Raw genomic sequence first — 14,810 nt, 5'->3', positions numbered from 1 at the left:
GTCCCGCTCCACGCCACTGTAGCTCAACTGGTAGAGCACCTGATTTGTAATCTGGAGGTTGGGGGTTCGAGTCCCCCCGGTGGCTTTGGCGGCGGTGGCCGCGAGAGGCGGGCGTCCTTGCCCCCCGTTCCCGCAAGTCTGTTGCCGCACCCCCAGAGCGTCGATACCATCCCTTCCTTCCCCCCGGGCGGATTCCTGAGTGGCCAAAGGGGACGGGCTGTAAACCCGTTGGCGTACGCCTTCGCAGGTTCGAATCCTGCTCCGCCCACTTCAGCCTCCGGCCTATCGGCCGGAGGCTTCGTTTCTGGTTTGAGCGCTCCGTACGGCCCTCCGGGCCGACACTCGTTCTGGCTCGGACCGCCGGACTTGATCCGGCGGTCCTCGGCGGGTGCCTTCGGGACGAACGCTCAACCGCTCGTGGGGCCCGGTGGGCCGCATCTCGCTTTGGGGTCCCCGCCGTTCGCTTTGACGGGTGGAGGGTGATACCCTTTGCCGCTTGCACTGACGGGGTGTAGCTCAGCTTGGTAGAGCGCTTCGTTCGGGACGAAGAGGTCGCAGGTTCAAATCCTGTCACCCCGACTTGCCCAGAAGGCCCGCCGAAAGGCGGGCCTTCGTCGTAGCTGAAACGGCCATGCGTCCTCGCGAGAACGTGCTGGTGCACCGCGCGGTGGCTGTCCTCGAAGAGCCCGCCAACGAGCCCGAGTTGTGCTCCTGCCGCGCGGCCGTCGGAACCCATGTGTGTGGGATCTACTTGACGAGCATGATGTCCTGCAACGGGTAGCTCTGATCAAAGTACGCTTCCGTCGGACCGTAGAAGCGCAGGTAGGCAAACCAGCCTTCGCCCGCGTTGGTTTGAATCCAGTTCCCCTTGGCGACGCCAGCCGGCAGCACGGGGCTGAAGTGCAGCGTGACGGATCCGTCCGCTCCGGCTTCGACACCGGTGCGCGAACTGGCCGCCGGCCTGCCCTCCTCATTGATGATCAGCGTGCGCGTGTTGACGTCGTACACGACGATCGACCAGAATGTCTTCGCGGGCGGATTGGGAGGCATGGTCAGGCTGTAGTGCTTGCTTCCGCTCAGGAAGTGCCCGTCGCTGTCCATGTACCCGGTGCGGTACTGCTGGCCGATGCCCGGCTTCTCGATGTAGTAGGCCTTGCCCCTGGTCACGGCTTCCCACGCGAACGCGGCGCGGCGATACAGCTGATCGTAGTGTTCGGCACGGTCGTCGTGGTTGACCACCATCAACTGGTCCCAATGGGTCCCCTCGTAGATGTTTGCGTTTTCGAATCGCTTGCCGAAGGTGTTCGCCTTCGCCATCGCCTCGCCGACGATCGCCGCCTCCTTCAGGATCCGTCGCTGGCGTGCGTCGGGCTGGAACGGGACCCCCTTCCGGATGCCCAGGGAATCCAACATGGCCAACATGAACCGGTCGCGCTCATCGAAGACCTCCCGATCGATGATGACCTTCAGGCTCTCCCAGTAGGCCATGCCGTGGGGCTGCCACTGACCCCAAGCGACGTCGTCGCCGATCACCATCATCTCGGCGCTCCGCGGGTTCGAGCGGTCGGCATAGGGGTACGTCGCAAACTCGTGCAGCATCGTGTCCGCCTCGACGGGGTCGGGCTGCAGGGCACGGATCCCGAAGAAGACCACGTTCGTGGGGTTCCGCACGACGACGAACTCTTCTTCGTCCAGGCCTGCCGGCTCGTCCATCCCGGGCGCCAAGATCAGAATCCTGGCCCCCTTGCCCGCGTCGGGGCCCGAGACGCCGAAGTCCCAGATGGCCCGCTGCCACATGTCGTTGATGATCCCCGCCGAAGGCCCGGCCGGAACATCGAAGATGAGCGGCCCGGTTCGGGTCAGGTCCGCGAAGCCGACCACGTAGGGAGTCGTGGAATTGGCCGTGAGGATGCCCCGCTTCGCCAAGGGCGTCTTCTGCTGGACGAGTTGACCATCGCTCGCCTTGAAGACCTGTTCGTGCGCTCGCAGCCACTCGGCGTAGCTCACGAGCGGTACTGCCCAGAGATAGGCCTGCGTCGCCCGCTGGAAGTCCATCTCATCGTAGAGTTTCTCCACGGTATCGAGCGTGGGGTAGCCGCCCGCGAATCCACCCTCGGTGAACTCGAGTTCCCCGATCCGAGTATGCACACGGAGCGGTGATGACTGGCCGTAGCGACGGAACTCTTCTACGGAAAGGCCATCCTCTATCTCAGCAACCGGCACTGCGTCAGTAGACCGAATCTGGTCCTGGCTGCTGCAACCGCCCAAGTACATGGCTGTTGCGAGAAGACCGATCGCGGCCCGGATGGCTCTGGTGGAAGTCGTTGTCACAGTGTGTTCCCTAACTCCTGGAGGTCGGTCAACTCGACCAGTTCTTGCGCGCGGTTCGACGAACTCCCCGGAAGGGATGCTCAGGGCTGACCTGATCAGTCGACCAACTCGGGATCGCCCGGTCGCCAGGACTGATCGAAGAAGGGCTCGAGCGGGCCATAGAGTCGAAGAATAGTGTTCCAACCCTTGCCCGCCACGGTCTGAATCCAATTGGCCTCCCTGCCCGCGGGTGCCGTGGGGCCGAAGTAGATGTCGTATGAACCGTCGGCGTTCTGCTGCAGCCCTTCCGCGTTGTTGTCGAGACCGGGAAACTGCTGATCGGTCTGCAGCATCCCTCGTGTCTGGTTGTCGTAGAGCGTGAAGGACCAGAAGTCCTTGGCCGGTACGTTGGGCGGCAGATGAACCACGTAGGTCTCGCTTCCGCGCAGAGGGTTGCCGTCCTTGTCCAGGTACGCGATGGCGTACTGCGACCCCTTGCCCACGTTCTTGATCGCCATCGCGGGAGTAATCCCCGTCGCGTAGAAGTGCATGTAGGTGCGGGAGTCGAGCATGCGCGCCCCGTCCTCCAGGAAGTCGTAGTGCCCTTCGATGAATGGATTCGTCCATACGCCCTCGCCGGGATACCGGTAGTGCCGCTGATCACGCGGGCGTGCGGTCAGGGCGCGGGCCGTCACGGCCGCAACGTCGGCCGCGTCTGTGAGGATCTTCTTCATGCGGGCATCGGGCTTGAACGGCTGCCCCTTCTTGATACCGATCGAGGCCAGCAGGCCGAGCGTCTCCGCGTCCAATCCGTCGCTCGGTTCCGCCTGGACCACGGCGTTGATCTCATTCCAGAAGCCGAAATCCATGCGGTGAATGGTGTTGTGGAACTTGCCGGAGATATTCGTGAATGTCATCTCCAGCGGATTGTCCTTCTTCGACAACGGGTAGACGCGGAAGGTCTCCTTTGTCGTGTCGATTGCGGGGCCAGTGTCGCCGTCAACCTGGAATCCCCGCCACACGACCCAGTTGCCGTAGGTGTTCGAACGTGCCACGTGATATCCGTCAGGGACATCGCCCTCGTATCCGGGCGGAAGGATCAGGAACTTGCCGCCCTTGCCCCGATCCGGTCCTGCATTGCCGAAGTCGGCGACGTAGTGGAACCAGAAGTCATTGATGAGCCCGAGCACGTTGGGCGGCGTTTCGATGACCCACGGCTCATCATCCATCTCGAGCCATGTCACCATGTAGACCGACACGGTGTTCGGCGTCAGCCACAGCGCCTTGGAGTCCATCAAATCCTCGAACAGGAGCGCTGTCGTGTTGGCAGGCCCGAAACCGAGGAGACCCTCGCGCATCGCGTACATTGACGCAACCGGGAGGCTGGCCAGGTAGGCCTGGACGGCGCGCTGAAAGTCGAGGTTGTCGTAGACGAGTTGTGTCGTTCTCTCATCGGGTACGCCGTCGAACGAAGTGAGCGTGCCTATGCGGGTCTCCAGCCGGTCCGGCGTGGCGAGGCCCGCGGGGACCACGGTGGTCATCTTCATCTTCTCCGGCCGCGACGGCGGAGACGTGGTGCAAGCCGGAATGAACACCGTCGCTCCGACGATGAGCGTTGCGCACGCGATCGAGTTCATCGAGCCACCTTTCGCGGAGTTGGTTCCTGGTCGGTTCGGCCGTCGGTACGCGGTGAGCGGCGAGCAGCCCAACTCGGATCCGAACGGGGTCCGTCGGGCGGAGAACAGTATCAGAGACCCACGCGCCGGCATACCTCCCCCCAAGCACACGGGAGGTTGCGCCGATCACTCTTCCGGATGGATGGGAGACCGTTGTGCCGACCGTGAAATCGGTCCCGCCTGATCCCAGTGACGCATACATCCTGCATACGCGACCGATCGTCGCATCTGCAACCGATTGCGTACCAGATGCTTATGCAACTCAGCCTCCTTCGTTCGGGACGAAGAGGTCGCAGGTTCAAATCCTGTCACCCCGACTTGCAAAGAAGGCCCGCCGAAAGGCGGGCCTTCCTGCAATCAGAGAAGAGCGATGGAACGCAGGAGCGACTGCGCTCACACATCGTCTGGGGTGTGACGTTCTCGCCCGTCCCGTGGTCCTTGAGTGGCGACGGAATGAACAGTACCGTGCGCGACTATTCAGCGCGTTCCATACCGAGGATCGTCACGTCGTCGCTGAACTGCGATCCCGCGCACCACTCGCGGAGCGCCTGAACGATCTGGCGCAGGCTGTCGCCCAACTCCAGATCGCGGCCGGCATCGATCGCGGCGCGGAGGCGCTCGGAGCCGAACTGCTCGGAATCGGCATTGAACTCCTCGATGAGTCCATCGGAGAAGAGGTAGAGGCGGTCTCCCGGTTCGAGACTCGCCGTCGACTCCTCGTAGTCTCCTGCAGGAACGATGCCGACGGGGAAGCTGGGTGACTCGATTGACTCCGCGGGCTCGCCCCGGCGGAGCACGATCGGACCGGGATGGCCGGCGGTGACGTACCGAAAGACGTGCTGGGCATGGTCCAGGACACCGTAGGTGAGCGTGAAGTACCGGCCGGCTTGACGACTCATCTGGAAGTGGTCGTTGAGCCGGTCGACGACCGTCACGGGAGGAACGATGGCGGCGTCTACCGTGGCGGAGTCATCGCCGCGGTGCGAGAGGCTGTGTGTGACAGACATTGCGAGAAGGGCGGCCGGGACGCCGTGACCGCTGACGTCCACGACGTAGATTCCGAGATGGCGATCATCGAACCGGATCAGGTTCATCGTGTCTCCGGCGAGCTCGTCGCAGGGCTGGTACTCCCAACCAAACGAGTAGCCGGTCGCGATCGGCGGCGCCTGGGGCATCATCGCCTGTTGGACCTCGGCGGCGGCGTCCAGGTCGCGCTTCATCCGTTCATGCGCTGATCGCAGGGCGTCATTCGCCTCCTTCAATGCCAGCTGCGTCTGCACGCGGGCCATCACGACCGGGAAGTCCAGCGGCTTGGTGACGTAGTCATTGGCACCCAGCTTGAGCGAGTTGACGATGTCGCCGGTATCGTCCTTCGCGGTCGCCATGATGATCGGGAGGTCGGCGGCGGCGTGGTGCTCGCGGACTTCGACGAGCACTTCGTTCCCGTCGATGCCGGGCATCATGATGTCGAGCAGAACGAGATCGAAGGATCGCTCGCCGATCAGATCGAGCGCCCGCTGTCCATCCTCGGCGCAGGTGACTTCGTATCCCTTCCGCTGAAGTCGTCGCGAGAGCATGTCACGGTTCATCTCGTTGTCGTCGACGACGAGAAGCTGGGCGCGTGCATCAGTCGAGCTGTTACCAGGGTTGTTCATCTCGGGGTCCCGTCCAGAAGACCCTCGATCTTCTCGAGCAGACGCTTCATCTCGACGGGCTTGGTGTCGTACTCGTCGCAACCGGCATCAATCGCTCTCTGCCGATCGCCGGTCATGGCGTGCGCGGTGAGCGCGATGATCGGGATACCACTGGTGGAGGCGTCGGTCTTCAACCGTCTGGCCACTTCCCAACCATCCACTTTGGGGAGGCTCATGTCGAGCAGTATCAGCTCGGGATGGACCTCCCCAGCCATGTCCAGGCCGCTCGCCCCATCGATGGCGATCACCACGTCGAAGCCGCGTTTCTTCAAGCGACGCGAGAGCATGTCCCGGTTCATCTCGTTGTCTTCAACCAGCAGGATCTTGGCCATCGCCTGACTCTCCCCGATCGACGTCGTAACGCGTCATTGCGCCGCGCACTTGTCTCAGAAACTCGGTACGGGTGTACGCGCCCTTCTGCAGGATGCTCGCGGCGTTGCCGCTGAGTCGGCGCCGATCCTCATCCGTCAGATCCTTCGCCGACACGACCACCACCGGAATGTCGCGCCATGCCTCGTCCCGTCGCAGTTCCAGCAGGAACTCGAAACCGTCCATCTCCGGCATCATGAGATCGAGCAGGATCAACTCCGGCTGTTCCTCCCGGACTCGATCGAGCGCCACCTTGCCGTTCTCGGCTTCCCGAACCGTCCAGCGGGCTCCTTCGAGCTGGCGACGCATCAGCTCCCGCGTGTTCGCATCATCCTCGACGATCAGCGCAGAACCGGATGGGCGTTCGCCGCGATACCGTCCAAGGAGCGTGACGAGCTGCCGATGATCGATCGGCTTGGTGAGGTAGTCCGCGGCGCCGAGCGCATACCCCATTCCCTGGTCGTCGACCATCGTGACCATGATCACGGGGATCTGGTTGACCTCCGGATCAGCCTTGAGCTCGCGAAGGACCGCCCAACCATCCATGCCCGGCATCATCACATCGAGTGTGATCAGGTCCGGTCGCTTCTCTCGCGCAAGCCGCAGGCCTTCCTCACCCCCTGTTGCGAGGATGACCGAGAAGCCATCCTTCGTGAGCGATCGCTGGATGAGGTTTCGTGAGTTGGGGTCATCATCGATGACGAGTGCGCACGGTCCCGTGGGCCCCTCGGCGATCACCGCGCTGCCCCTTGCCGGCGCCTCAGACTGCTCATCCGTGGCCGCCTCCGCGACGGCACGCCCCTCTGCCGGCAATCGAATCGTGAAGGTCGACCCTTCTCCGAGCGTACTTTCGGCGGTGATGTCGCCGCCCATCAGCTGACAGAACCGCTTCGTGATAGCGAGCCCCAGGCCGGTCCCCCCGAACTTGCGAGTGGTCGAGGCATCCGCCTGCGTGAACTCATCGAACAGCTTGCCGATCTTGTCGGCCGCGACGCCGATGCCGGTATCCGCCACGACGAACGTAATCCAATCTCCATCGTCGGTGGCTTCACGATGCGTATCGAGCGTGATCGTTCCCTGATCGGTGAATTTCGCGGCGTTGCTGATCAGATTGAAGAGCACCTGCCGGAGCTTCGTGACGTCCGCGTGCATCGACCCGAGATCGTCGCCCTTGTTGATCTGCAGGGCGTTGTCCTTCTTCTTGATGAGCGTGTCGACCGTTGCGGCAACCTCATCGATCATCGATGACAGATCGAACGTCTCCAGATACAGCTCCATCTTGCCCGCCTCGATCTTGGAGAGATCGAGGATGTCATTGATCAGCGTCAGGAGGTGCTTGCCCGCCGCGCGGATCTTCGTCAGGTCCGGAACGAACTCGTCCGGCTCGAGATCCTCGGATTCCTCGATGAGCATCTCGCTGTACCCGATGATCGCATTCATCGGTGTGCGCAGCTCGTGGCTCATGTTCGCAAGGAAGGCGCTCTTTGTCCGGTTCGCGGACTCGGCCGCTTCGCGCGTGCTCAGGAGGTCGTCCTCCATCCGCTTGCGTTCGGTGACATCCCGGAAGATGCCTGTGTAGAAGACGTTCGTGCCGACGGTCCATGTCGCGAGCGACATCTCGATCGGGAACTCGTGCCCACTGCGGTGCAGTCCGGTGAGCTCGACCGTGCTGTTGCCAAGGCGGCTCTCGCCGGTTTGGGTACGTCGGGTCATGCCTGCCCGGTGCATCGTGCGAAAGCGTTCCGGAACGACCGTTTCGACCGGCCGGCCGATGATCTCCTCTTCGCTCCAGCCGAACATGTGTTCGGCTGCGCCGTTCCAGCCCACGATGGTCGAGTTGGAGTCCGAGGAAATGACCGCGTCGCTTGCCGATTCGGTGACCGAGCGGAACCGCTGAGCAACGCTCTCCAACTCGGATTGCGCCGTCGCCATGCGAACACGGTTGCGGAGGAACAACCCGCTGAGCGCGAGCACCAGGAGGACACTTGCCAACGAGGTCAGGATCGAGAATCGTCGCGTCTGCAGTGCGGATCGATACGCTTCAGCCACATCGACCTCGGTGGCGACCCCGATGCCGTGTGTTTCATCCCACGTCCATGCGCCGAGGACCGGAACCCCCCGATAGTCGTTGTAGCCGTCGAGGTTTGCGCCCGATCCGGTCGTGATGGCCTGCCGGGCCATGAGCGTCAGCGGCAGCTCCGATGGAGCGCGCATTGACTGGAATCCCTCGGTCAAGTTCCCGCCGGGGTCTCGGATCTGGATGTTGAGAACCGCGTTCTGCACGCCGGTAAGCAGACCGATGTCGCGGAGCTGATCGTCGAATCGGCTCTCGCTGATGAGCGTGCCGCTCCGATCGAATGCATAGCTCTCGCCGGACTCGCCGATCCGGCCGCGCTGGAGAATCTCGGTGAACGTGCGCTGCGGGTCGGACAGCAGCACCAACGCGGCAACGACGACGCCGTCATCGTCCCGGACCGCGGCCCCAATCAACATGGTCGGTGTCGGTGGCGAGACGGATTCGATGGACAGCAAGTGCGGCAGCTCGATCGCGCCGAACGCGGGAGCCGACAGTGCGCTCGCCAGGAACTCGCCACGGACCACGTCTCGGGCTCCAATCGGGACCGCCGCTGGATCGTGACTGGCGAGAACCTCGCCTTCAGGTGACAGCAGCAGATAGCCCTGATAGCCCAGACCGAGTACGACCTCATCCAACCGAGTCCGGAGATCGGCGCGGACGGCCAACATCTCCGCCGAATCGAGGCTGGCGTCCTCATCCAGCAGCGCGCGCACGTCGCTTCGAACTTCGAGGTTCCCCGCCATGACCTGCGCTTCGCGCTCCCGTCCGCTGAACCAGTGCTGGACCGAGCCCGTCGTCGCTTGCACGACGGTGGCCAGTGCGTTTCCGGTATCCGCACGCATCTGGTCTTCGATCCGCGCCTGGTTCCATCCTGCGAGGAGGATGACACCTAGGATGGCCACGCTCGCGGCCGTCAGGAGGGGCCACGCGGTCCGCATCGAGAGAGCCGACGCCGACGTGGCGCCCGTCGATACCGCGTCAGGCGCCGAAGCCCGGGCGGTTCGCCGCATCAGCACACCGGTCACGACGAGGAGCATGATTCCGAGCCCGAGGATGACTCGTACGGTCACGCCGAGACGACGACCGAAGCGGCCAAGCGCTGCGTTCTCCTCCGCTGTCCGCGCATCGACACTGGTGACGAACTCGTCGATGGGCGCCATGATCAGGGCCTTGGACTCGTGGTACTCCTTCCCATGCAGGAGATCACGCGCCAGCGCCAGATCCGGCTCGCCGCGCACCGAGAACGCGCCGGTTGAATCGGGGAACTGCCCCTTTACGGCGTGCATCGCTCGCTCTTCCAACGCGACAAGGTCGTCCGAGAGCCCCTTCGCGCGGTCCAGCAGCGTGAACTCGTCGCTGGTGAAGCCGTACTCCTCCATCAGCGATTGCAGCGCGACCGGTTCCCCATCCGGCCGGGGACGCTTGCCGGTTGCGGTCACGAAATCCCAGTAGACCCCGTGGTAACCGACCGGCCTCGGAGCCCGTCCGTCTCTGATCTCGAGAATGCGGTTGAAGTACTCCTCGAATCGCGGATCTTGCGTCACCACATAGGTGCGGGCCATCTTGGTGAGGTCGTCCGAACTCTGCCGGACTTCGTCTGCCAACCGATACGAAAGGAACCTCCGAGATTGCCCCTCGGCGATCTTGTCTTGATTCCGAACCATCAGGTCGACCACGATGAACGTCCCGATGGCCAGGACCGCCGCCGCAAGCGTGCTCACGCTCAACAGGTTGTTCGTCCTCTTGGGCATCAGAGTGGCCTTGCTCCTGGGCGACGCCCCGCATGCGGATGAGACTCGCGCGAGCGCTGGCCGCAAGGAGCTTCAATCTCGCGGGTGAAGTCGGCCCGTTCCGCTTCACTGGTCCCCGCCGATCCGGGGCCGAGACCGTCAATCGACCTCACGTTTGCCGTGCTGGCATACTAATTACCGCTCTGGGGACGAAGCATCAAGAATTCGCACGGAACTCAGCCCGGCCGGGCGCCGTCTCAGAACCGAATGTTGACTCGGGCCCCAACGATCGTCGTCGTGTCCGCAGTCTTGGCGAACGGCTCCAGCACCTGGACGTCCGCGGTCAGCGAGAGGCCGTGGCCGAAGTCGAAGCGGTAGAACGCCTCGACCCCGTAGGCCTCGTCGTCGAAGCCGACGGTCGAGAGCACCAGCGAATCGTCGAAGTCGACGTAGGCGAAGCCGACGCCGAACGTGTCGTCGTCGCGGCCCGGGAAGAGCCCGCGTCCCCCGAGACCGATACTCAACGACCAGTCGATCGGATTCGTGTCCTCGTCGGCGATGCCGGCGCGGGCGAAGAGCCCCACGCCCCGCAGGTCGGGCCGTCCGTCACCGGTGTCGATGCGGTCGGGGATCTCATCGGGCGTATAGATGTACTGCCAGGCGCTCCAGGCCAGAAGCCAGGAATCGTCTTCGGTTCCGAGCAAGGCTCCTCCTGGCAGCGATGAAACCCGGCTGAAGTTCGTGTACTCACCGTCGCCGGCGTAGGCGAACGTCACGACCTGGCCGCCGGGCAGTCGGCCCAGCCGGTACTGGAACTGTGTCTCGACCGCCGCCGTCCAGCCTTCACCGATGTCGTCGAACCCGGTGGTCGTCGACGAGTCGGTCGTGTTGCTCAACGTGGCGGTGATCGTGACCTTGTCGGAGGGAAGGATCACCGCCCCGACGCCGAGCGTGCTGTAGGGCACGATGAGCAGCCCCACCGGGTTGAAGATGAAGTTCGCGTTCATGAACTGACTGCGCCCACGCCCGCTCGCGAACTCGTTCGCGTCGCCGTCGAGGGTCTGGTACTTGCCCGCCAGCACGGCGAATTGCTTCGAGAGGAACTGCGTATAGGTGAGCTGGGTGACCGTGATGGCGATGTCGTCGTCGGGCGGAGTCGTCAACGGGAACCCCGCGTTCGTGTCCACGGGCAAGAGCGTCCCCGCGTCGGTGTTCACCGTGTCCCCGTACCGCGACTCGGCGAGGACCCGCACGAATCCTCCCTGCGGACCCCCCAGCTTCCCCAGGTCGAGATCGATGAGATAGTCCAGCGAGCCGCCGTAGCTGAAGCCCGTGTCCGCGCCGCCGTCGGCGACGCTCATGAAGCTCTGGGTCCACTGGATGTCGAACGAGAGCCCCGCCGCGGCCAGATCGTCGCGAACGGTCCCCCACCGTCCGAGCAGGAACCGGTTCTGGTCGATCTCTCGATCGATTTCCCGGGCGTCGGGGCTCGGGATGCTCATCAACTCGGATTCCGGTTCCTGATCCTCGAGCACGACCGCCGCGTCTTCGTCACCCTCATCCTGCGCCACCACCGCGGGACTGCACGCCCACGAGAGCAGCATGGCCCCGATCGTTAACCAGTGTTTGGATTGGGACATGGTCCAGGTCCTCCTGCTCGTTGGCGGCTCGCCGTCCATCGCGACATGGCGTGCGGTCCTTTTCGACCCCACGTCGCCTTCGCGTGGGTCTGATGATCTCAAACGGCGGTCACCTGGCCTTGAACTCTGGAATGACCACACCGTTTCGGCTCTGGTAGTCACTCCAGAGCCTCTTCATTTCCTCGAACTTCTCTCTGTGCTGGTCGGACAGGTCAACGGTTTCGCCGGGGTCGTTCCTGATGTTGTACAGCTCCCACCTGTCGGAACCGTTCGGCGACACAATCCACAGGATCTTCCAATCCCCCTGACGCACTGCCCGGTTGCCGAATAGCTCCCAGCCGAGGTACTCCTGGTCGGTCCTGACATGGGGCTGCGTTCCGGCGAGAAGCGGCAGCATGGACTTGCCCAGCATGGGCTTCATCTCCGTCCCGTCATGTTTCTCGGGATAGGACACACCCGCGAGTTCCAAGACGGTCGGAGCGATGTCCATTATGTGCGTCAACGCCCCTGACTCGGACCGTGCTTCGACGCCATAGCCTGCCGCAATGAAGGGGGCGCGCGTGCCACCCTCTGACGTAAATGACTTGTACAAACGAAACGGCGACATGCTCGCCTGTGCCCAACCGGGACCGGTAGCGATTCCAGATCCCCTTCTTCCGTAGTTCGCGTAGGCGTTGTTGAACTCCTGACGCACCCATTCCTCGGAACTGCCGGGGTAGTTCTGGATGAAACCTCCATTGGCTCCGTTGTCAGAAACGAAGATGATCAGCGTGTTGTCCAACTGGCCGCTTGCTTCGAGTGCCTCGACAACTCGTCCGATTTGCGCATCCATGAATTCCACCATGGCTGCATAGAGTTCCATCTTCCTCGCTTCGATCTTCTTGTCTTCAGCGGACAGCGTCTCCCATCGCGGAATGCTCTCCATGCGGTCGGGCAGAGTGGCGCGGTCTTCAAGAAAACCGAGTTCCTTGAGGCGCCGAAATCGTGCCTCTCTAAGTTCGTCATAGCCTTCGTCGTAGACACCCTTGTAACGATCGATCCACTCATCGGGAACATGCAACGGGTCATGCGGGGCGGTGTAGGCCAGGTACCCAAAGAACGGCTTTCCATCACCGCGGTTCTTGTCAATGAACTCGATCAACTTGTCGGTGTACGATCGAGTCGAGTAGAAGTCCTGAGGCGGATTGACCTCTTCGCCGTTCTCGAAGTACTTCACCTCTTCACCGGGGAAGATCGGCTTCTTGTCACTCCAGTGACTGGCGCCACCCGAGATGAGAACGTAGGTCTCTTCAAAGCCCCGGTCACTGGGCTTCTGCCCTGCACCCGCACCCAGATGCCACTTGCCTGTCATGTAAGTGTGGTATCCGTTCTCTCTGAGCAGCTGCGGGAGGGGAGCAACGGAGAAGTTCAAATACCCTTCATAGCCCGGCTGACCTCGAAGATTGGTGGTCGCATCAAGGCGCTCGCCCATCGTGCCAAGACCAGCCACATGGTTGTCATTCCCGGACAGCAACATGCTTCTGGCCGGTGAGCATGTGGGTGCGGTGTGGAAGTCTGACAGGACGAGACCGCGAGCGGCGAGGGCTCGTAGGTTGGGCGTGCGTATCTCACCGCCAAAGGGGGCGATGTCCGAGTACCCCATGTCATCACTGACAATGAGCAGTACGTTGGGGCGGCCATCCTTCGCCGTGGCGACTCCTGCTCGGCCCTGGGACGGCGCCCCAGCCATCTCGCAGCCCAACAGGGTGGCTGCTCCGAGCACAGCGAGCGCCAGCACGGAGATCGGCCGTTTCATCCGCTTGTCCTTTCGGTGAGTATCCGTGCCGGCTTCAACCGACTGAACGATCTACGTCGAGGAGATCTGCAGCCCCCGTTGGAACCGCTCGCAGGTGAGGTCCGCTATTGCTTGCCTTGTCCTGCCTGGAAGACCTCGACCATCTCCCTGGTCTCGGGCCGGAGGTTCTCGATACCCGCGTACGGGGCTGCGTGAGTCAGCGGCCTGTCCGGGTACCTCGTCTTCAACTTCAGGTGCCGCTTGATCATGGCCGCGAACTGCCCACCGGCCCAGGTCCCGTACTTGATGGAGTCGGTCGGGCGTTCTTCGCGCGGGTCGCGATAGAGATCGAAGAACTGCGCTGAGATGACCGGATTCTCTCCGGGCGGAGCGATGTGCATCTTGTACTTGTTCTTGACCACCGACTTGAGATTCGTGCCTTCGTAGATGTACACGTAATCACGCCGGCCGTGGGTTTCGCCCAGGAGCAGCACGCCAGTCTGATCGACACCGTCGATCACGCGGTCCGTGGGGATGCCGTCCATCGCGCCGCCGAGACGAGCGAACGTGGTGAAGAGATCGGACACATGCATGATGTCCTCGGCATAGCTGCCGGGCTCGATCACGCCGGGCCACTTGGCGAAGGCGTTGACGCGAACGCCTCCCTCCAGGTGCTCGCCCTTGCCGCCTCGGTAGATCCGATCGGAGGCACCCGTCAGGCCCATGTACTGAACCATGGTCCCGTTGTCGCCCATCACCACGACGATGGTGTTGTCGGCAATCCCGAGCTGGTCCACCTCATCCAGGATCTGACCGATCCACTCGTCGACCTCGACAATGCTCTCGACGAAACTCCCCCCGTTGAGGGTCTTGAAGTCTGGCGAATCGGTTCGCGAGAAGGTCACGGGGTAGAGCGGCCAGTAGTTGAGGAAGAAGGGCTGGTCCTGCTCCGCGAGGCGGCGGAGTTGCTCGAGCGCACTGCGCTGGTAGCGCTCGTTCATCTCCCGGTACTTCTTCTGATTCCATTGCTCGCCCGGCTCCATGTCGACCTCGTAGAGCTTCCCATTCCGCAACTCGACCCCGCAGACCATGGCGCTGCCATCGGCAACGAAGTACTTGTCCAGAGTAAAAGTCTGAGGAGACGATCCATCGGTGCCGATGCCGCGGGTGATATCGGCCTGCTCCGCCTCGGTGTGCATCAGGGCGAGTTGAGCCTGCTGGTGAATGGGGAACTCGGCATGCTGGAATCCCTGCTTGTGGGCGAACGCCTGCTCGATGTCGCCCATGTGCCACTTGCCCACGTGAGACGTGGCGTAGCCGGCGTCTCTGAGCATCTCGGCGATGGTGATTTCCTCGGCCGGCAATCCATCACCGGCGAGCGACGTCTTCGCTTCGTGGGTTCCGGTCCGGACGGGATGGCGTCCCGTCAGGAACGCGACGCGAGTGGGCGTGCAGGATGGCTCGGTGTACATGCGCTGAAGGCTGAGTCCCTCCCGGGCCATGGCGTTCAGGTTCGGCGTGCTGTAGCCGCGGATCACGT

At 63.0% G+C, this 14,810-nt stretch carries 8 protein-coding genes and 3 tRNA genes; 3 read left to right on the top strand and 8 right to left on the bottom strand.

Annotated features, from left to right (window positions below):
* The first annotated feature begins 12 nt into the window (after positions 1-12).
* The 3 genes from GY725_17550 (at position 13) to GY725_17540 (ending at position 579) form a co-directional block, all read left to right on the top strand.
* Positions 13-85: transfer RNA gene (locus GY725_17550), tRNA-Thr, on the top strand.
* 100 nt (positions 86-185) lie between these two features.
* Positions 186-268: transfer RNA gene (locus GY725_17545), tRNA-Tyr, on the top strand.
* A 237-nt stretch (positions 269-505) separates the two neighbouring features.
* A tRNA-Pro gene (locus GY725_17540) sits at positions 506-579 on the top strand.
* Between the two features lie 168 nt (positions 580-747).
* Here the strand turns inward: GY725_17540 and GY725_17535 are convergent.
* The 8 genes from GY725_17535 to GY725_17500 form a co-directional block, all read right to left on the bottom strand.
* Complete coding sequence (locus GY725_17535) at positions 748-2,274, bottom strand: DUF1254 domain-containing protein (GenBank protein ID MCP4005995.1); 1,527 nt, start codon at positions 2,272-2,274, stop codon at positions 748-750.
* 152 nt (positions 2,275-2,426) lie between these two features.
* Positions 2,427-3,947: a DUF1254 domain-containing protein gene (locus GY725_17530; GenBank protein MCP4005994.1), complete on the bottom strand. Its 1,521-nt coding sequence runs from the start codon at positions 3,945-3,947 to the stop codon at positions 2,427-2,429.
* Positions 3,948-4,459: 512 nt separating this feature from the next.
* Entirely contained in the window at positions 4,460-5,641 is a 1,182-nt protein-coding gene (locus GY725_17525) for a fused response regulator/phosphatase (GenBank protein MCP4005993.1), read from the bottom strand.
* Positions 5,638-6,012, bottom strand: coding sequence for a response regulator (locus GY725_17520; GenBank protein MCP4005992.1), 375 nt, complete (start codon positions 6,010-6,012; stop codon positions 5,638-5,640). Before GY725_17520 ends, GY725_17525 begins: the two co-directional genes overlap by 4 nt.
* Entirely contained in the window at positions 5,990-9,877 is a 3,888-nt protein-coding gene (locus tag GY725_17515; protein ID MCP4005991.1) for a response regulator, read from the bottom strand. Before GY725_17515 ends, GY725_17520 begins: the two co-directional genes overlap by 23 nt.
* A 236-nt stretch (positions 9,878-10,113) precedes the next feature.
* Complete coding sequence (locus tag GY725_17510) at positions 10,114-11,496, bottom strand: carbohydrate porin (protein MCP4005990.1); 1,383 nt, start codon at positions 11,494-11,496, stop codon at positions 10,114-10,116.
* A 109-nt stretch (positions 11,497-11,605) separates the two neighbouring features.
* Positions 11,606-13,291, bottom strand: coding sequence for an arylsulfatase (locus GY725_17505; protein MCP4005989.1), 1,686 nt, complete (start codon positions 13,289-13,291; stop codon positions 11,606-11,608).
* A gap of 104 nt (positions 13,292-13,395) precedes the next feature.
* Positions 13,396-14,810: sulfatase-like hydrolase/transferase (locus GY725_17500; GenBank protein MCP4005988.1), on the bottom strand; the 1,415-nt coding region annotated here is incomplete at its 5' end.

The organism is bacterium (assembly GCA_024226335.1).
GTDB lineage: Bacteria > Myxococcota_A > UBA9160 > SZUA-336 > SZUA-336 > JAAELY01.
The sequence above is the reverse complement of the archived record's forward strand: the minus strand, read 5'-3'. Positions and strand labels throughout refer to the sequence as shown.

Excerpts from the sequence above, each read along its gene's own strand:
- GY725_17535 (MCP4005995.1), bottom strand. The coding sequence starts at position 2,274 with ATGTACTTGGGCGGTTGCAGCAGCCAGGACCAGATTCGGTCTACTGAC.
- GY725_17530 (MCP4005994.1), bottom strand. The coding sequence starts at position 3,947 with ATGAACTCGATCGCGTGCGCAACGCTCATCGTCGGAGCGACGGTGTTC.
- GY725_17525 (MCP4005993.1), bottom strand. The coding sequence starts at position 5,641 with ATGAACAACCCTGGTAACAGCTCGACTGATGCACGCGCCCAGCTTCTC.
- GY725_17520 (MCP4005992.1), bottom strand. The coding sequence starts at position 6,012 with ATGGCCAAGATCCTGCTGGTTGAAGACAACGAGATGAACCGGGACATG.
- GY725_17515 (MCP4005991.1), bottom strand. The coding sequence starts at position 9,877 with ATGCCCAAGAGGACGAACAACCTGTTGAGCGTGAGCACGCTTGCGGCG.
- GY725_17510 (MCP4005990.1), bottom strand. The coding sequence starts at position 11,496 with ATGTCCCAATCCAAACACTGGTTAACGATCGGGGCCATGCTGCTCTCG.
- GY725_17505 (MCP4005989.1), bottom strand. The coding sequence starts at position 13,291 with ATGAAACGGCCGATCTCCGTGCTGGCGCTCGCTGTGCTCGGAGCAGCC.